Annotated in this window: 17 protein-coding genes; all 17 read left to right on the top strand. The window is 60.7% G+C overall.

The features are described from left to right. Positions 1 to 7 precede the first annotated feature (7 nt). The 17 genes from ACESUZ_RS03185 to ACESUZ_RS03105 all read left to right on the top strand — a co-directional run bounded on the left by ACESUZ_RS03185 (position 8) and on the right by ACESUZ_RS03105 (position 18,324). Positions 8 to 883 carry a pyruvate, water dikinase regulatory protein gene (locus ACESUZ_RS03185; protein WP_373198411.1) on the top strand — a complete coding sequence of 292 codons (876 nt, stop codon included), beginning with the start codon at positions 8 to 10 and terminating at the stop codon, positions 881 to 883. A 343-nt stretch (positions 884 to 1,226) separates the two neighbouring features. Beyond that, complete coding sequence (ppdK, locus tag ACESUZ_RS03180; RefSeq protein WP_373198409.1) at positions 1,227 to 3,977, top strand: pyruvate, phosphate dikinase; 2,751 nt, start codon at positions 1,227 to 1,229, stop codon at positions 3,975 to 3,977. A gap of 210 nt (positions 3,978 to 4,187) precedes the next feature. Next, positions 4,188 to 4,529, top strand: a complete 342-nt coding sequence (gene rplS / locus ACESUZ_RS03175; RefSeq protein WP_006236098.1) for a 50S ribosomal protein L19 — start codon at positions 4,188 to 4,190, stop codon at positions 4,527 to 4,529. 93 nt (positions 4,530 to 4,622) lie between these two features. After that, a complete protein-coding gene (gene rnhB / locus ACESUZ_RS03170) occupies positions 4,623 to 5,411 on the top strand; it encodes a ribonuclease HII (protein WP_373198407.1) in 789 nt (262 codons plus the stop codon). A gap of 189 nt (positions 5,412 to 5,600) precedes the next feature. Continuing rightward, positions 5,601 to 6,086, top strand: coding sequence for a YraN family protein (locus tag ACESUZ_RS03165; RefSeq protein ID WP_035138570.1), 486 nt, complete (start codon positions 5,601 to 5,603; stop codon positions 6,084 to 6,086). Beyond that, positions 6,086 to 7,609 carry a YifB family Mg chelatase-like AAA ATPase gene (locus tag ACESUZ_RS03160; RefSeq protein ID WP_373198404.1) on the top strand — a complete coding sequence of 508 codons (1,524 nt, stop codon included), beginning with the start codon at positions 6,086 to 6,088 and terminating at the stop codon, positions 7,607 to 7,609. Before ACESUZ_RS03165 ends, ACESUZ_RS03160 begins: the two co-directional genes overlap by 1 nt. Next, entirely contained in the window at positions 7,609 to 8,541 is a 933-nt protein-coding gene (locus ACESUZ_RS03155; RefSeq protein ID WP_373198402.1) for a DNA-processing protein DprA, read from the top strand. Before ACESUZ_RS03160 ends, ACESUZ_RS03155 begins: the two co-directional genes overlap by 1 nt. A gap of 14 nt (positions 8,542 to 8,555) precedes the next feature. After that, positions 8,556 to 9,893, top strand: a complete 1,338-nt coding sequence (trmFO, locus tag ACESUZ_RS03150; RefSeq protein WP_260698842.1) for a methylenetetrahydrofolate--tRNA-(uracil(54)-C(5))-methyltransferase (FADH(2)-oxidizing) TrmFO — start codon at positions 8,556 to 8,558, stop codon at positions 9,891 to 9,893. After that, positions 9,890 to 10,810, top strand: coding sequence for a tyrosine recombinase XerC (locus ACESUZ_RS03145; protein ID WP_373198478.1), 921 nt, complete (start codon positions 9,890 to 9,892; stop codon positions 10,808 to 10,810). Before trmFO ends, ACESUZ_RS03145 begins: the two co-directional genes overlap by 4 nt. 219 nt (positions 10,811 to 11,029) lie before the next feature. Next, positions 11,030 to 11,758, top strand: coding sequence for a 30S ribosomal protein S2 (rpsB, locus tag ACESUZ_RS03140; RefSeq protein WP_006236109.1), 729 nt, complete (start codon positions 11,030 to 11,032; stop codon positions 11,756 to 11,758). A 45-nt stretch (positions 11,759 to 11,803) separates the two neighbouring features. Then, positions 11,804 to 12,673: a translation elongation factor Ts gene (tsf, locus tag ACESUZ_RS03135; RefSeq protein ID WP_022094736.1), complete on the top strand. Its 870-nt coding sequence runs from the start codon at positions 11,804 to 11,806 to the stop codon at positions 12,671 to 12,673. Between the two features lie 117 nt (positions 12,674 to 12,790). After that, positions 12,791 to 13,513 (top strand): UMP kinase, encoded by a 723-nt coding sequence (pyrH, locus tag ACESUZ_RS03130; protein WP_035138557.1) that lies wholly within the window; start codon positions 12,791 to 12,793, stop codon positions 13,511 to 13,513. Positions 13,514 to 13,515: 2 nt separating this feature from the next. After that, complete coding sequence (frr, locus tag ACESUZ_RS03125) at positions 13,516 to 14,052, top strand: ribosome recycling factor (protein ID WP_006236112.1); 537 nt, start codon at positions 13,516 to 13,518, stop codon at positions 14,050 to 14,052. A 1-nt stretch (position 14,053) separates the two neighbouring features. After that, entirely contained in the window at positions 14,054 to 14,848 is a 795-nt protein-coding gene (uppS, locus tag ACESUZ_RS03120) for an undecaprenyl pyrophosphate synthase (RefSeq protein WP_055309876.1), read from the top strand. A gap of 2 nt (positions 14,849 to 14,850) precedes the next feature. Then, complete coding sequence (locus ACESUZ_RS03115) at positions 14,851 to 15,750, top strand: phosphatidate cytidylyltransferase (protein ID WP_373198396.1); 900 nt, start codon at positions 14,851 to 14,853, stop codon at positions 15,748 to 15,750. Then, positions 15,750 to 16,937: a 1-deoxy-D-xylulose-5-phosphate reductoisomerase gene (gene dxr / locus ACESUZ_RS03110; protein ID WP_373198393.1), complete on the top strand. Its 1,188-nt coding sequence runs from the start codon at positions 15,750 to 15,752 to the stop codon at positions 16,935 to 16,937. Before ACESUZ_RS03115 ends, dxr begins: the two co-directional genes overlap by 1 nt. Positions 16,938 to 16,962: 25 nt before the next feature. Then, positions 16,963 to 18,324 (top strand): M50 family metallopeptidase, encoded by a 1,362-nt coding sequence (locus tag ACESUZ_RS03105; protein WP_373198391.1) that lies wholly within the window; start codon positions 16,963 to 16,965, stop codon positions 18,322 to 18,324. Positions 18,325 to 18,348: the final 24 nt, after the last annotated feature.

Here is an 18,348-nt window from a genome sequence, read left to right as displayed (position 1 = left end):
GCCCCGCATGGATTGCCCGGTCACCGCTCGTCCCACCGTTATCGTTATCTCCGACTCGCTCGGTGATACCGCTTGTGAGGTGGTGCTTGCGGCGTCCGGGCAATTTGATGAAGGGGCTTTTCGCGTTTTACGCCTGCCTAAGGTGACCTCCGTGGAGCAGGTCAAGTCATTTGTGGGGCCGCGCGTCGATGCGGACCATCGCGATATCGCCGTGTTCCATACCATCGTCGACCCGGCCCTTCGTGCTCGCGTGCTCGATTACCTAGGTATGCTGCATATCCGTTCGGTCGACCTCATCGGCCCGACGCTTGCCGTGCTGTCGTCGCTCATCGGTGTGCCGCCCAAGTGCGTTGCGGGCGTGATTCACAAGACCGATGACCGCTATTTCCATCGTATCGAGGCCATGGAGTATTTCGTTGAGCACGATGACGGTCGTGGTTGCGACGATCTGTCGGGTGCCGATATCGTGCTGCTGGGTGTGTCGCGTACATCCAAGACGCCGCTGTCGATGTATTTAGCCTATCAGGGCTACAAGGTCGCCAATGTCCCACTGGCGCATGGCATGGAGCCGCCCAAGTCGATTTACGAGGTTAACCCGATGCACCTGTTCGGCCTGATTTCGACCGTCGACGTTATTTCTGAGATTCGCGATAGCCGCTTGGGCGATGACTACGCCCGTGCCGTTGCCGGCTCCTATGCCGAGCCTGAGAGCGTGCGCAGCGAGCTTGAGGAAGCTCGTGCCCTCATGAAGCGCTTAGGCTGCTTTGTTGTGCGTACCGACGGCAAAGCCATCGAGGAAAGCGCTGCCGAGATCATTGCTCACCTCGAAGAGATTCAAGAGGCAAGAGCCCGCCGTGCCGCCCGCTGCACCCGACAAAAGTAGCTAATTTGGGACGGGGCTTTTTTAGCTACCCCGGCTGAGGTCGCGAGCTTTTTGGCCGATTGCCGACGGGGGCAGCTAAAAAAGCCCCGTCCCAAATTAGCTACTTATGGTAAAGCGATTTAGTAAGAAACTTGCATCCGACCTGCATTTTCCTTGTAGTGGTATCTTCATAAGGTAACCACCTTTACCTACCGTTTACCGCCGGTTTTAGCACGTTTACCAAACCGCGCACCCCCTGCTCAAGCCTGTCCAAAACCCGCCGTATAGTTCCCTCACGGCCCGCATCCGGCGGGTCGATTCGTTACCACGGTCGTGCGCGTAGGCGCATGGAAGGGGAAGTATCGTGAGCGATTGCAAGAGGGTTTACCGTTTTGGAACCGACGCCCAGGGCACCTGTGTCACTGAGGGCGACAAGTCCATGAACTTCGTGCTTGGCGGCAAGGGCGCAAACCTTGCCGAGATGAGCCGCATCGGCCTGCCGGTTCCCGGTGGCTTTACCATTACCTGCCAGACCTGTGTCGAGTACTCCGGTGCCGGCAACGTCTGGCCCGAAGGCGCACTTGATGAGATCGTTGCCGCCGAGGCGGACCTCGAGGCTCGCTGCGGCAAGAAGCTCGGTGACGACAACGATCCGCTGCTCGTGTCGGTTCGTTCGGGCGCTCCGTTCTCCATGCCCGGTATGATGGACACGGTTCTCAACTTGGGCCTCAACGACGACTCCGTTCAGGGCCTCATCGCCCAGACGCAAAATCCGCGTTTTGCCTGGGATAGCTACCGCCGCTTTATCCAGATGTTCTCCAACGTCGTCATGGGCGTTGACGCCGACCTGTTCGAGAACGCCCTGACCCAGGCCCGCCTGGTCGCCGGCGTTCGCGTCGATTCCGAGCTTTCGGCCGAGGATCTGCAGGAGCTCGTCGAGACCTTCAAGGGGATCTTCTCAGAGAACGTCGAGGCCGCCCTATACCCCGAGCTCGAGGTCGCTGACGGCAAGCCCGTCTTCCCGCACGACCCGGAGCTTCAGCTACGCCTTGCCATCCAGGCCGTCTTTGGCAGCTGGATGAACGAGCGCGCCTGCATCTACCGCAAGCAGCACGGCATCTCCGACGAGCTCGGCACCGCCGTCAACGTGCAGGCCATGGCCTTTGGCAACAAGGGCGAGACCTCTGCGACGGGCGTCGCCTTTACGCGTAATCCGGCCGACGGCACCAAGGAGTTCTACGGTGACTTTTTGGTTAATGCCCAGGGCGAGGACGTCGTCGCCGGTATCCGCAACACCGAGCCCATCGCCGACCTCAAGACCACCCCGGGCCTCGAGTCCGCAGGTGAGGAGCTCGAGCGCGTGTTCCTGACGCTCGAGGATCATTACCGCGATATGTGCGATATCGAGTTTACCATCGAGCAGGGCAAGCTCTGGATGCTCCAGACCCGCGTGGGCAAGCGCACCGCCACCGCCGCCCTGCGCATCGCCATCGAAATGGTCGAGGAAGGCCTGATCACCCGCGAAGAGGCCGTGAGCCGCATCGATCCCGCGCAACTCGACCAGCTCCTTCACCCGCAGTTCGACGCCTCCAAGAAGTACGAGGCTCTCGCCAGCGGTCTTAATGCCAGCCCCGGTGCCGCCGTGGGCGAGGTCGTGTTCTCGAGCGACGACGCTGTCGCGCGTTCCGCCGAGGGTCACAAGGTCATTCTGGTTCGTTGGGAGACCAACCCCGACGACCTGAAGGGCATGGTCGCCGCCGAGGGCATCCTGACCAGCCACGGTGGCAAGACGAGCCATGCCGCCGTTATCGCCCGCGGCATGGGTACGCCCTGTGTCTGCGGCGTTGAGCGCTTCCACATCGACGCCGCCGAGAAGGTCGTGCGTATCGAGGGCATCGACCGCGTGCTGTGCGAGGGCGATGTCATTTCCATCGACGGTACCCAGGGTATCGTCGTCGACGGCGCCGTTGATCTGGTCTCGGCCGAGCTCACCGGCGATCTGGACACTATCCTGTCCTGGGCCGATGAGATTCGTCTGGACGAGACCTGTGGCCATGCCAACCATGTGCGCGTCAACGCCGACAATCCCGAGGATGCCGAGCTCGCACTCGAGTTTGGCGCCGAGGCTATTGGCCTGTGCCGCACCGAGCACATGTTCCTGGGCGACCGTAAGAACATCATCCAGAGCTTTATACTGTCCGACGATGAGGCCGTGAAGCAGCGGGCCCTCGCCGATCTGCTCAAGGTTCAGACCGAGGACTTCCTGGCGATGTTCAAGACCATGTCCGGTCGCGATGTGGTCGTCCGCCTGCTCGATCCGCCGCTTCATGAGTTCCTGGATAATCCTCGCGAGCTCGAGGTCGCCATCACCAAGAAGGAAGCCGCTGGCGCCAGCGAGGAAGAGCTTGCCGTCCTGCGCGCCCGCCTGCGCCGTATCGACGGCATGGTCGAGTCGAACCCCATGCTCGGGCTGCGCGGCGTGCGCCTGTCCGTCGTCTTTGGCGATCTGCCGCTCATGCAGGTCCGCGCTGTGGCCACGGCTGCCGCCCGCCTTATCAAGGAAGGCGTCGACCCGCGCCCCGAAATCATGGTTCCGCTCGTTTCCATCACGGCCGAGCATGTCCAGACCCGCGAGGTTATCGAGCGCGTAATCGCCGAGGTTTCCAACGAAGAGGGCGTCGAGCTCAATATTCCCGTGGGCACGATGCTCGAGCTGCCGCGCGCCTGCATGGTCGCTGACGAGATCGCCCATCACGCAGACTTCTTCTGCTTTGGCACCAACGACCTCACGCAGACGACCTTCGGTTTCTCGCGTGACGACGCCGAGGCCAAGTTCATCCCGCTGTACATGCACAAGAAGATCTTGAAGGACAACCCCTTCGAGACCATCGACTCGGCGGTGCTGGAGCTCGTGCGCATGGCCGTCGAGAAAGGTCGTGCCGCCAACCCCGACATGCACTTTGGCGTGTGCGGCGAGCACGGCGGCGACCCCAAATCCATTAAGGGCCTGTTCAGCGTGGCCGACGTGGACTACGTGTCCTGCTCGCCCTACCGCGTGCCCCTCGCACGCCTGGCTGCCGCTCAGGCCAAGCTCGAGGCCAAGCGTTCCGCCTAACGTTTTGGGTTTAGACGCCTAACGTAGCCCCCTTCATGCCGCCCGTCTCATTCGTGAGACGGGCGGTTATTCATGTGCTGGTTTTGTCTTTTTGTCTGCGTAAAAAATTGTTCTTGCAGCAGAAACCCGCGCGTGTATACTCGAATACGTTTGTTCAACTACGTGCCGGCCATGGTGGTACGGCACCTCTAGAAGAGTAAGGAATTGCACATGGATTACATCCGCGCAATCGAGCGTCAGCAGATCCGCGAGGACATTCCTCAGGTTCGCGTCGCCGACAACGTCAAGGTTCACTACCGCATTAAGGAAGGCGACCGCGAGCGCATCCAGGTCTTCCAGGGCGACGTCATCCGCATGGCCGGCGCCGGTGCCCGCGAGACCTTCACCGTCCGCAAGATGTCCTTCGGTGTTGGTGTTGAGCGTACCTTCCCGCTTCACAGCCCCAAGATCGCCAAGCTCGAGGTCGTTCGTCATGGTCGCGTCCGTCGCGCCAAGCTGTACTACCTCCGCGACAAGGTGGGCAAGGCTGCTCGCATCCCCGAGAAGCGCTAAGAAGATCGCAGCGTCTGTCCACTCGTTTGGACACAAGGGTCACCTTCGGGTGGCCCTTCTTTTTATCTGATTTGCATGCAAGGAGGGCCTGGTATGGCCAATATGACGAGCTCGGTTTCGGCATCGCAGGTTGCCGGAGAGCTGGCGAGCGCAACGTTTGAGGAGATCCCCGCCCTCGTGGAGCATTATCGCGAGGACCCGCGCCAGCAGGTGATCAAGGCTTGCGAGCGTGCCCTCAAACGCCATTCCAAAGAGCTTGCCGAGCGCGAGCGCGTCAATGGCATGTATGAGTTGATGCATGAGCTTGGCGGCGATGGGGTGGTCGTTGGTGTCGACGAGGTGGGTCGCGGATCGGTGGCCGGTCCTTTGACGGTGTGCGCCGTCTGTCTTCCTATGGAGCCGCGCGTCTGGGGTATCAACGATTCCAAAAAGCTCACGCCGGCGCGCCGCGAGCTGCTCTCGGTGAAGATTGCCGAGGTCGCGACTGCTATCGGCTTTTGCCATATCGCGCCTGCGGATATCGATGATATGGGTATGGCCCGGGCCATCCGCGCTGCCGTCGCGGGCGCCGTGGCCGATACGGGGCTCGAGCCCGATTGCGTGCTTATGGATGGCAACCCCTTGGGCGCCGTTCCTAACGAGCGTGATGTGGTGAAGGGCGATGCCAAGATCGCCTGCATCGCCGCGGCGTCCATCATGGCCAAGGTCACGCGTGACGAGATGATGGTCGAGTACGACGCCGAGTACCCCGAGTACCATCTGGCCGAATCGAAGGGCTATGCGAGCCCCGAGCATATCGAGGCCATTCGCAAACATGGACTTTGTCCGCTGCACCGCGTGAGCTTTTGCGGAAACTTTCTGCAGACTGAGCGCCTTTTCTAGGCCAATTGTGGAGACAGGGACCCCTGGGGTTTTATAAACCTGCTGGTAGCGGGCCGCGTGCAACGTGATTGTTGCGTACGGCCCGTTTTTTGTCGGCATTTGGTCAGCTTTTGGTTTGCTTCCGGTACTTACCCGCATGAAAGGTGACCTCATCATCGGGGCACTACAGCGTGCGGGAAAGGAGACCCCATGAGTGCCGCAAGCAAAAAGAGCAAGACGCAGCAGCTCAAGGAGCGTTGGGAAAACGGCGAGCTCGACTGCGGGGCGATGACGCCCGAGTTTATCAAGGGGCTCAGTCCCCGCGAGCTGGGCATGCTGGGCGAGCTGATCACCATCGACTACTTTAACGAGCGCGGCTACACCTTGCTGGAGCAGGGTTATCGTTGCACCGAGGGCGAGGCCGACCTGGTGCTGCTCGATGAGCTCGACGATGTCGTGGTGATGGCCGAGGTCAAGACCAGACGCGTTGCGCTGGATTGCAGCACGCGGGTCTTTCCCGAGGAGGCCGTGGACGCCCAAAAGCAACGTCGCTACCGCCGCATCGCAAGTTGCTATCTCATGGAGCATTATCCGCTCAAGGCGATTCGCTTCGATGCCGTGGGCGTTACCATTCGCGGCGGGCATATCGCCGAGATCGAGCACCAGTACAACGCGTTCGATTGGCAGGTGTCGTGATGGCGTTCGAGACGTTTGCCGTTCACGCGGCCTGCATCCGCGGCGTCGAGGCGATTCCCGTCACGGTCGAGGTCTCGCTTGCCGGCGGCGTTCCGGGCATCCAGATGCTCGGCATACCGAGTATGGAGGTGATGGAGTCGCGCGGTCGTATTCGCTGCGCGATGCGCTCCGCCGGGTTCGAGATCCCGCGCTCGGGCATTACGGTCAATCTGGCGCCCGGCGATATCCGCAAGACCGGTAGCGGCTTTGATCTGCCCATCGCCATCGCGGTATTGGCGGCCGATGGGCAGATTCCCCGCGACAACCTCGATCGTTGTCTTATCGCTGGTGAGCTTGGCTTGGACGGTACGGTGCTTCCTGTCAAGGGCGAGGTGGCGTTTCAGCTATTGGCTCGTGACATGGGTCTGTCTTTTATCGCCGGCAGGTCCGATCAGCATGTGCCGCTTGCGGGCGTGGATTGCGGCTTTATCGACCATCTGTCTCAACTTGCTCGCGGCATGGGCGATGCCGCGCGGCACTACTTGGATTCTGAGGGCGTCGAGGCGACCTTTGAGCCCGAGCTCGACTATGCCGACGTGCTTGGGCAGGAAGTCGCTAAACGCGGCATGGCGCTTGCGGCGGCAGGAGAACTCGGCTTGCTCATGATTGGGTCCCCGGGATCGGGCAAGACGATGCTTGCGCGCCGTATGACCGGCATCCTGCCTGAGCTTTCCGTTGAGGATCAACAGGAGGCGCTGTGCATCCATTCGGTTTTGGGTGAGAACATTGATGGCTTGTTGGCGGGGCACCGGCCCTTCCGCAGTCCCCATCACAGTATTTCAACGGCGGGCCTCATTGGCGGAGGACGCCCGGTGCACCCAGGTGAGATCAGCCTTGCTCATGGCGGCGTGCTCTTTTTGGACGAGCTTGCCGAGTTTCCCACGGGCGTACTGCAGACGCTGCGTCAGCCTATCGAGCGCGGCTACGTGAGGATCGTACGCGTCGATGGGGCTTTTACCTTCCCGTCGCGCTTTCAGCTGCTGGCTGCGAGCAATCCCTGCCCCTGCGGCTTTTTGGGCGATCGCGAGGTACCGTGTCGCTGCTCGGCGGCGATGGTCGAGCGCTATCGGTCTAAACTGCGCGGTCCTTTGGCCGACCGTATCGACATGATGATCGATGTGACCCGTCCCGACCCTCAAGTGATTATCGAGGGCGCAGAGGGTATGTCGTCGGCCGAGTTACGTGACTACGTTGTGCGCGGTCGCGCTTTTCGCGCTTGGCGCGAATCCCGTATGGACGATGCAGATGCCGAGGCCGAGGATGACGAGACGCGGTCCATTGACGGCGTCGTTTCGACCTTTGAGCTTGATGATGCTGCCGAGAAATGCGTACTCGGCCTATCCAAACGCACGCATCTCACAGGGCGTGGCATCGTGCGCCTGGTTCGCATTGCGCGTACGATCGCAGATGTCGCCGAGAGCGAGCAAGTGACGCAGGACCACGTGCTCGAGGCGGCGATGTACCAGGGAAGGAGGGACCAATGATGGCCGAGGGGACCTTCGAGCTGCATCCAGGTGATGCGTTGTATCCCGAGACCGTTTTGGAGCTTTCTGATGTACCCCAGACGCTTTATGTGCGCGGCAACCCCGAGGTGCTTTCGACGCCCGCGCTCTCCATCATCGGCGCGCGCAAGGCCTCGCCGTATGGTCTTGCCGTGGCAGAGCTTGCGGCGAAGGTGGCGGTTGAGGCGGGAGTGACGGTAGTTTCGGGCGGTGCGGTCGGTTGTGACCAGGCCTCGGGTTGGGCTGCGGTCAACGCCGGCGGCAAACACGTTGTGGTGCTGGGGACGGGCGCCGACGTGGTCTACCCGCGTTCGAGCGCGGGGCTGATTACGCGCACGCTTGATACGGGTGGCGCGGTCGTGTCGATCTCTCCGTGGGGCATGGGTCCGCGCAAGTTCGCCTTTCCGCGCCGCAATCGCGTGATCGCGGCCCTGTCGCAAGCCCTCTTTGTATCCGAGGCGGGTATGCCTTCTGGGACGTTTTCTACAGCCGAGGCTGCTATGGATTTGGGGCGCGAACTTCTTGCCGTGCCGGGGTCGATCCTATCGCCCGAGTCGCGTGGCACGAATTACCTCATTGCGAACGGTGCCTGCTGCATCGTCGACGAGGAATCTATCGAGATGGCTATCTCACGCATCTACGGAACCCTGCGCTACTCGCGCCCCGATGCTCCCGGCATTGCCGACCTGGATCCAACACAGCAGACCGTGATGCATGCGCTCATCGCCTCTCCGCTCAAGGTCGACGACATCGCGGCGCTCGTCTCGCTCGATGCTGTCGGCGTACTCAAACTCTTGGGTTCGCTTGAACTCGAGGGCCTTATCGAGCGCATGATGGATGGAAGGTATGCGCCCTCCAAGTTTGCCCTTCACGCCCAGACACCCTTCGGTCACAATGGAAAACGTGTCAATTAGAAAGGTGTTTGCAGATGCAGTTCGATCAGGTGACAGTTATCGGTGGCGGTCTGGCGGGGTCGGAGTGCGCGATCCAGCTGGCAGATCGCGGGTTTGCCGTAAAGCTGTGCGAGATGCGCCCCCAGGTGAGCTCCCCGGCCCACCATACCGATCACCTGGCAGAGCTCGTCTGCTCCAATTCGTTTAAGTCGACCCGTCCGGATTCCGCGGCTGGTTTGCTGAAAGCCGAGCTTGAGCGCATGGGTTCAGTCCTGCTCGATTGCGCCCATCGCGCGGCTGTTCCCGCCGGTGGCGCCTTGGCGGTCGACCGCGTCAAGTTTTCCGAGCTTGTCGAGGCCGAGGTTGCCGCCCGTCCCAATATCGAGGTCGTGCACGGCGAGGTCACGCAGATTCCCGAGGGTCACGTGGTCATTGCCGCGGGCCCGCTGTGTTCACCGGCGCTGAGCGAAGAGGTTATGAAGCTCGTCGGTGGCGATGCCCTTGCGTTCTTCGATGCCGCGGCGCCGATCGTCGATGCCTCCACGCTCGATATGGACGTGCTGTTCTCGCAGTCGCGCTATGAGGAGCAGGGGAGCGGCGACTATCTCAACGCTCCGCTCAATAAGGAGGAGTACGAGGCCTTTATCGAGGCGCTTACCACGGCCGACCGCGTGGTGCTCAAAGACTTTGAGGGCGGCGATCTGTTCCAGGCCTGCCAGCCTGCCGAGGAAGTTGCGCGCACCGGCAAGGACGCCATTCGCTTTGGCGCCATGAAGCCCGTCGGCCTCACCGACCCGCGTACCGGACGTCGCCCCTGGGCGGCGATACAGCTGCGTGCCGAGAACAAGGAGAAGACCGCCTATAACCTGGTGGGCTTCCAGACCAACTTGACCTTTGGCGAGCAGAAGCGCGTCTTCCATATGGTGCCGGGCCTGGAGAACGCTGAGTTCTTCCGCTACGGTGTCATGCATCGCAATACCTTTGTCGACGCTCCGCACGTGCTCGATGGCACCTTTGCCGTGCCCGGTACCGGCGTGCGCCTGGCCGGTCAGATCACCGGCACCGAGGGGTACATGGAAGCCGTGGCGACAGGTCTTCTCGCGGCGCTCAACACCTATGCCGAGGCTATCGGTGCCGCGGGCGTCGAGTTGCCGCGTGTGGGCGCCCTAGGTGCGCTCGTGGGCTATGCGACCGATCCTGCCACCGTGGGCTATCAGCCTATGCATGTCAACTTTGGCCTGGTGCCGCCGCTCGAGGACGGTAAGCGCCGCAGCAAGCGCGACCGATATCAGGCCTATGCGGACCGTGCGCTCGAGGCCCTCGATGCCTACTTGGCCACGCGTTCCGACTTGTTTGGAGGCGACCGGTCATAGCCTTTGACCTGTACGACACCGTCGACTCGTTTATCGCCTATATCGCACGCGTCGAGGGTCTTTCTCCCAACACGGTGACGGCCTATTGCTCGAGGCTGGAGCGCTTTGCTGCCTGGTGCGAGCGCGAGGGCATCGACGCTCGCGCCGCCGACGTACGGACCGTTCGTTCCTATTTGGCCGAGCTGTCGCGTGGCCAGGCGGCGGCTCGGACCCTTGCGGCACACCTGTCTGCCATTCGCTCACTCTATCGCTGGATGGCTGCCGAGGGGATTGTCGAGGGCGATGCGGTCTCGGCGATCGCATCGCCCAAGCTGCCGCGTGACCTGCCGGGCGTCCTTACGACCCAGCAGGTTGAGGCGCTGCTCAAGACGCCTGATACCTCGACGCCCGCGGGACTGCGCGATGCGGCGATGCTTGAGTTGCTCTATGCCTCCGGCGCGCGAATCTCGGAGCTCGCGGCGCTCAACGTGGAGTCTATTGGTTGGTCCGAGCGAACGCTGCGACTTTGGGGCAAGGGGAGCAAGGAGCGTATCGTCCCTCTGTATCGTCGTGCGCTCGAGGCGACGCGTCTCTATATTGAGGAGGGGAGGCCGGAGTTGCTCGCTCAGGCAAAGCGCCGCGACCTCGCTACCGGGCCGCATCCGCTGCTTATATCGGCGCGCGGCAATCGCATGAGTGCCGCCATGCTCAGGCGGCGGTTCCATATGCTGGCGACGCTCGCCGGCATTCCGGCCGACATTGCCCCGCATGCGATGCGCCATACCTTTGCGACCGACTTGCTCGAGGGCGGTGCGGACCTGCGCTCGGTTCAAGAGCTGCTGGGTCATGCGAGCCTGTCCACGACGCAGATTTACACGCACCTCACGCCCGATCGGCTCAAACGTGCCGTGGCTCAAGCCCATCCCCGCGGCGAATAGTGGCTGGGACGTCCCGCGCCGCACTCAGGTGTGTGGTTTTGATTGCGGGTTGGCAGGAAGATGCATTCCTGCTATCATTCATCGGGTTGCTTCACGGCAACATGTTTTTATCACGCACGCGCGGCTACTTCATACCGTGGTGCCCGGGCTTTGGTAGCACATGTCCGGGTTGGTTTTGGAGGATGACCCCGCGCGGAGGCAAACCACAGGAGGTTTAACATGGCTACCAAGATTAATATCCGCACCCTGCTCGAGGCCGGCTGCCACTTCGGTCACCAGACCCGTCGCTGGAACCCCAAGATGAAGCCGTTCATCTTCGGTGAGCGCAACGGCATCTACATCCTCGACCTCAAGCAGACTATCCTCGACGCCGACCAGGCCTACACCTTCGTCAAGAACGTCGCCAAGGGTGGCAACGTGCTGTTCGTCGGCACCAAGAAGCAGGCTCAGGAGGCCGTCAAGAACGCTGCTGAGCGCGCCAACATGCCTTACATCAACCAGCGTTGGCTCGGCGGTATGCTGACCAACTTCGTCACCATCCGCTCCCGCATCAACCGCATGGAGGAGCTCGAGGCCATGGTCGAGGACGGCCGCATGGCTGTTCTGCCCAAGAAGGAGCAGGCTGTTCTCGGCAAGGAGCTCACCAAGCTCCAGACCAACCTCGGTGGCGCCCGCGACATGAAGGGTCTGCCCCAGGCTCTCTTCGTCATCGACACCAAGCGCGAGGAGAACGCCATCAAGGAGGCTCAGCGCCTGAACATCCCCGTCGTCGCTCTGATCGACACCAACTCCGATCCCGACGAGGTCGAGTACGGCATCCCCTGCAACGATGACGCTATCTCCGCTGTCACCCTTATGTGCGAGCTCATGGCTGACGCCTGCCTCGCTGGCTCCGGCAAGGAGCAGGTCTCCGAGGCCGAGATGGCCGCTGAGCCCAAGGCCGAGTAAATCAGTCTTAGTTAATTCTTTTTCATCTCTTTGAAAGGAACCACAATGGCCCAGATTACCGCCGCTATGGTCAAGCAGCTCCGCGAGATGACCGACTCCCCGATGATGGAGTGCAAGAAGGCTCTCGTCGAGGCTGACGGCGACATGGACGCCGCTGTCGACGTTCTGCGTAAGAACGGCCTTGCCAAGGCTGCCAAGAAGGCTGGCCGTGAGACCAACGAGGGCGCTGTCGCCGCGTTCGTCTCCGAGGATGGCAAGACCGGCGCTCTGCTCGAGCTCTCCTGCGAGACCGACTTCGTTGGCTCTAACGCCAAGTTCACCGGCTTTGCTTCCAAGGTCGCTGAGGTTGTCGCTACCACCGAGCCTGCTGACGTCGACGCTCTGCTCGAGAAGCCGATGGGCGAGGAGACCGTTTCCTCCGAGCTCACCGAGATGATTCACATCATGGGTGAGAACATGAAGATCTCCCGCTTCGCTGCCCGCAAGGCTGAGAACGGCGCGCTCGCTTCTTACATCCACATGGGTGGTAAGATCGGCGTCCTCGTCGAGTTCGCCTTCGAGAAGGCTGAGACCGCTCAGGCTGAATCCTTCAAGACCTTCGCTCACGACGTTGCCCTTCAGGTTGCCGCCGTCGCCCCGATCTGCGCTACCCGCGATCAGGTTCCGGCCGAGACCGTCGAGCACGAGAAGCAGATCTACATGGCTCAGGCTGCCGAGTCCGGTAAGCCCGAGGCTATCCAGGAGAAGATGGCTGTCGGCCGTCTGGAGAAGTTCTACAAGCAGTCCGTGCTCACCGAGCAGGAGTTCATCAAGGACAGCTCCCTCACCATCAAGAAGTACGCTGAGCAGGTCTCCAAGGAGCTCGGCGACACCATTACCGTCGTTGCCTTTGACCGTCTGGTCCGTGGCGAGTAAATAAGCTCTTGTAGCTGGTAATGAGCAGGCTGTGGGTTTTACTCACAGCCTGCTTTTTCATGGCTCTTCTTAGAGCCTTTGATAGAATGTTGAGAGTTCAACTAAAGGAGGATCGCTTTGTCCGACATCCGATATAAACGCGTGCTTCTTAAGCTTTCCGGCGAAGCGCTGATGGGCGACGGCCAATATGGCATCGACCCCAAGGTTACCGACCATCTTGCTAAGCAGGTCAAGGAGCTGCTCGCCGTTGGCCATGAGGTCGGCGTCGTTGTCGGCGGCGGCAATATTTTCCGCGGCATGGCAGGCGCTGCCGGTGGCATGGAGCGTGCTCAGGCCGACTACATGGGCATGCTGGCAACCGTTATGAACGCGCTCGCCCTGCAGGATGCCTTCGAGCATAACGATGTTCCCTGCCGCGTGATGAGCGCTATCCAGATGAACGAGATCTGCGAGCCCTATATTCGCCGTCGCGCCATCAACCACCTTTCCAAGGGCAACGTCGTTATTTTTGCCGCCGGTTCGGGCAATCCGTACTTTACGACCGACACCGCCGCGGCTCTTCGTGCGTGCGAGATCGGCGCCGAGATTCTGATTAAAGCCACCAAGGTTGACGGCATCTACGATAAGGATCCCGTCAAGTGCGCTGATGCCGTCCGTTTTGACAAGATTACCTATCACGAGGTTCTCGTCCGCGGTCTGCAGGTTATGGATTCCACGGCTACGGCACTGTGCCAGGACAACCGTATGCCGATTTTGGTCCTCAACATCGATGGCGAGGACACCGTCAAGCGCGCGCTTTCGGGTGAGCCCGTCGGCACGCTCGTCTATCAGGAGGATTAAGCATGGCAGAGAACATCACCGCCCATATGGATAAGTCGCTCGAGTCCCTCAAGCATAACTTCTCCAAGGTCCGTACCGGCCGCGCCAATGCCAACATTCTGTCCGACATCACCGTCGATTATTACGGTGTTCCCACGCCGGTCACGCAGGTTGCCGCCGTCAAGACCCCCGAGGCCCACATGCTGCTCATCGAGCCGTGGGACAAGGCACTCATCAATGCTATCGTCAAGGCCATCGGCGCTTCCGATCTGGGTATTACCCCCAACTCCGATGGCACCGTCGTTCGTCTTCCGTTCCCGGCTCCCACTGAGGAGCGCCGTCGCGAGCTCGTCAAGGAGTGCCGCGAGTACGCCGAGCAGGCCAAGGTGTCTATCCGTAACATCCGTCGCGACTTCAACAACAAGCTCGAGCGCGATGAGGAGCTCACCGAGGACGATGTCCGTCGCGAGCAGGCCAAGGTCCAGAAGCACACTGATGAGTATGTCGCCAAGGTCGAGGAGCTTCTGAAGGAAAAAGAAGCCGAGGTCATGGAGATCTAAGGTGCAATACGACGAGCATAAACTGGTCGAGTACTTTGCCGACGCCCCTGCGGGCGTCGGTTTTTCCGACCTTGACCTCAATAACATTCCGCACCATATCTCGTGCATCATGGACGGTAACGGTCGTTGGGCCACGTCGCGCGGTCTTGCACGCACCGAGGGCCACAAGGCGGGTATCGTCTCCCTGCGCGAGATCATTACCGCATGCGTGCGCTTGGGTGTCGACGTCCTTTCGGCCTATGCGTTTTCCACCGAAAACTGGAATCGTCCGCAGCACGAGGTCAACGTTTTGATGCATTTGTTTGCCAAGACGTTTATCGATGAGTTGCCGCTGCTTAAGCGCGAAAACGTTCGCGTTGTCTTTTTGGGCGATATTTCCGCACTGCCTAAGAAGACCCGCGATGTCTTTGAGCGAGGTCTTGCCGAGTGCGCCAATCACACCGGCATGACGCTGGCGCTTGCCGTCAACTACGGCGCGCGTGCCGAGATTACCCGCGCTGTCCGTCAGATCGCACTCGACGCTGCCGCCGGTAAGATCGATCCTGGCGCAATTGATGACGACATGGTGGCTTCCCACCTCTATACCGCTGGCCTTCCCGATCCTGAGCTTGTGATTCGCACTTCTGGTGAGCTGCGCCTTTCGAACTATCTGCTGTGGCAGGTGGCTTATTCCGAATTCTACGTCACCGATACCTATTGGCCCGACTTTGATCGTTGGGGCCTTGTCGACGCCATTTTGGCCTATCAGGGCCGTGACCGTAGGTTTGGTGGACTGAGCAAGACCGAGGAGGCTTAATCGTGTCCGATCGTCCCAAGGCATCTGCTCCCAAGACGCCTGCGCGCAAAGCTGCCACTGCGGGAACGCCTGCAGTGAAGAGCGGCACCGGTTCGTGGCTGGCGGGCTTTATTACCCGTGCCGCCGCCGGTATCGTCTATGCCGTTGTCTTTATCCTGTGCCTGGTTTTGGGTATCGTGCCCACTGCCATCTTTGTTTCTGTCATGAGCGGTCTGTGCTGCTATGAGTTTTTCCGTATGACGAGGCTCGATGGCAAGATGGCTAACGAGCGCATGGGTATCGCTGCCGCCGTACTCTTTCCGCTGTCGGCGTTGGGCGATTCGATGTTGCTGAATGCCCTGCTTTTTGCCCTGATGCTCGCTGTGGGCATTTGGTATGTCTGGTCGCCGCGTACCCGCATCTCTGATGTGGCCGTGACGCTCATGGGTCCCATCTACACTGGCTTTATGCTGTCGGCTATCGTGCTGCTGCGCGATGCCGTGCCCGGTTTTGCCGGCGCCCTGCTTTCGGTGGGCGTTTGCGCGTCCCTTTGGGTCTCCGATTCGTTTGCCTACATCGTGGGTAGCCGTATCGGCCAGCACAAGATGGTTCCCAAGATCTCTCCCAAAAAGAGCTGGGAGGGGTTTGTCGGCGGCATCCTGGGCTCGGTTTTGATTTGGCTCATTCTGTGGGCGACGCACTTCTACAAGCTCAGCTTGCCCTATGCGCTGCTGTGCGGCGTGGTCGTGTCCGTTCTGGGCGTTATCGGCGACCTCATCGAGTCGCGCATCAAGCGCGGTGTGGGCGTCAAGGATTCCGGCAACCTTATCCCGGGCCACGGCGGCATGCTCGATCGTAGCGATTCGCTTATCTTCGGCTGCATCACCGCGCAGCTGATGCTGATGATCGGAGGCGTGCTGTAATGTCATTCCAGACGACGTATGGCCCCGATGGACGCCTCCGTGTTGCCATCCTGGGTTGTACGGGCTCCATCGGCACCCAGGCGCTCGATGTGTGCCGCCAGCATGCCGATCGCCTGCAGGTGACGGCGCTGTCCGTTAACTCCAGCACCTCCGAGCTTGTTGCCGCTGCCCGCGAGTTCTCGGTTCCGGCGGTTGCCGTGGCCGATGTCGCTCATGGCGATGACGCCGTGCTGCAGGAGTTGCCCGAGGGAACGAAGCTTGGCCTTGGCGCGCAGGCGGTTTGCGAGCTCGCGCGTCGCGACGATGTCGACTGCGTGCTCGTTGCTATTGTGGGCGCCGCTGGTCTCGAGGCGAGCCATGCGGCCTTGACCTCAAATAAGCGCCTTGCTCTTGCCAACAAGGAGTCCCTCGTCGTCGGTGGCGACTTGCTTATGCCGTTGGCACAACCGGGCCAGCTTATTCCAGTCGACTCTGAGCACTCCGCCATCTACCAGTGCTATCTGGGGGAGGACCCGCGCGAGGCTCATTGTATTTGGCTCACCTGCTCGGGCGGTCCGTTCTTTGGCCGCACGCGCGACGAGCTCAATCGCGTGACGCGTGCCGATGCCCTCGCACATCCCACGTGGGCCATGGGCGCCAAGATCACCATCGACTCCGCCACCCTCATGAACAAGGGCCTGGAGCGCATTGAGGCCATGCATCTGTTTAACTGCGACCTCGATTTCATTAACGTGGTCGTGCAGCGTCAGTCCAAGATTCACTCTATGGTCGAGTTTGCCGACGGCTCCGTGATGGCGCATCTCGGTGCTTCCGACATGCGTATTCCCATCCAGTTCGCGTTCTCGTATCCCGAGCGTTGGGATACCCCGGCGCCTCGTATCGATTTCCGCGAGCTGGGGCAGCTCACGTTTGATGCTGCCGACATGGATACCTTCCGCTGTCTGGCACTGGCCGAACGTGCCGGCAAGACGGGTGGCACCATGCCGTGCGTGCTCAATGCCGCCAACGAGGTCGCCGTCGATGCCTTCCTGCACGATGGCTGCAGCTTTACCGATATCGATCGCATTGTGGAATCCTGCATGGATGCCCACGATATGCAGGCGGTCGATTCGTTTGAGCAGCTTCGCGACATCGATGCGTGGGCGCGTGAAAAGGCTGCGCAGGTGCTCGCCGCAACCCGTTCCTAACCCATAAGGATTGCTTTTTCGTTTTATGGATACTGTTCTGAGCGTTCTCTCATCGGTCTTTTGGGGCCTGCTGATGCTTTCCGTCCTCGTGTTTTTGCACGAGGGCGGCCACTTTTTGGCGGCGCGTGCCTGCGGCGTCCGTGTGACCGAGTTCTTTTTGGGCCTGCCGTGCCGCTTTGACATCCATTACACGTCGCGTCGCATTGGAACCAAGTTTGGCGTGACCCCGCTGCTGCTGGGTGGCTACGCTGCCATTTGCGGTATGGATCCGACCGACGTCTCGTGTGCCGACCGCGTGCTCGCGGCTATCTATCGTCATGGTCGCGTGACCGTGGCCGACCTTGCTGTTGAGCTTGAGCTTTCCGAGGAGGATGTGCTCGAGGCATGCGCCTTGCTCTTGGGTTGGGGCTCTATCGCGCCTTGGTATGAGGAAGGGGAGAAGCCCTCGCCGAGCTACTATCCCACCAAGTATCAGACGCTGCCGCGAGACGCGGCGGGCTACACCACCTTTGACGGCCGCCGGTTCGATCGCGAACATTCAACTGCCGAGGGCGATGTGTGGGAGCTGCCGTGCGGCGAGGCCGAGTTCCTTGCGCAAGAACGTTCGCACACCTATCTTGGCCAGGGCTTTCTCAAGCGCGCCTTTATGCTGCTCGCGGGTATTATTGTCAATATCTTGACGGGCTTTTTGCTCCTTATGAGTATCTATTCCATTGCGGGTGTCACCGTGCCGATGGATACCAACGTGATCGGTCAGGTTGACGAGGGGTCTATTGCCGCCAAGGCGGGTATCGAGGGCGGCGATGCGATCCTTTCGGTTGACGGAGTATCGTGCTCTACCTGGATGGACGTTTACGATGCCATCGGCAAGGCCGCCGGTAAGGACGATATCGCCATTGAGTATGAGCGCGACGGCAAGCAGCATTCGACCTCGGTTGCGCTCAAAAAGGACGAGCGCCTAGGTGTGTATGCCTCTACGCAGGTGGTCCGTTTAGACCCCATCACGTCGGCTCGACTTTCGTTCTCCTATGTCGTGCAGACAGCGGAGGGCGTGATGCGCCTGCTCCAGCCGCAGCATACGATGGAGATTCTCGATCAGTCTTCTTCGATCGTGGGCATTAGCGTTATGTCCTCACAGGCTGCTGCTGCCGGCCCTGCCACGTTCCTTTCGTTTGCCGCCCTCATTTCGTTCTCGCTTGGCTTTATGAACCTGCTGCCCATCCCACCACTCGATGGCGGCAAGCTGGTCATCGAGATCATTCAAAAGATTGCGGGCCGCGAGCTTCCGCTCAAGGTCCAGACGATTGTGAGCTATGTGGGCATCGCGCTCTTTGTGCTGCTGTTTGTCTATATGCTTCGTTCCGACATCCTTCGATTTATTCTGTAGGGGAGTGTTTGGATTGTCTTTATC

Origin of the sequence: Collinsella aerofaciens ATCC 25986 (genome assembly GCF_964239575.1) — a bacterium.
Taxonomy (GTDB): domain Bacteria; phylum Actinomycetota; class Coriobacteriia; order Coriobacteriales; family Coriobacteriaceae; genus Collinsella; species Collinsella aerofaciens_BQ.
This window is presented reverse-complemented; position numbering and strand designations above follow the sequence as displayed.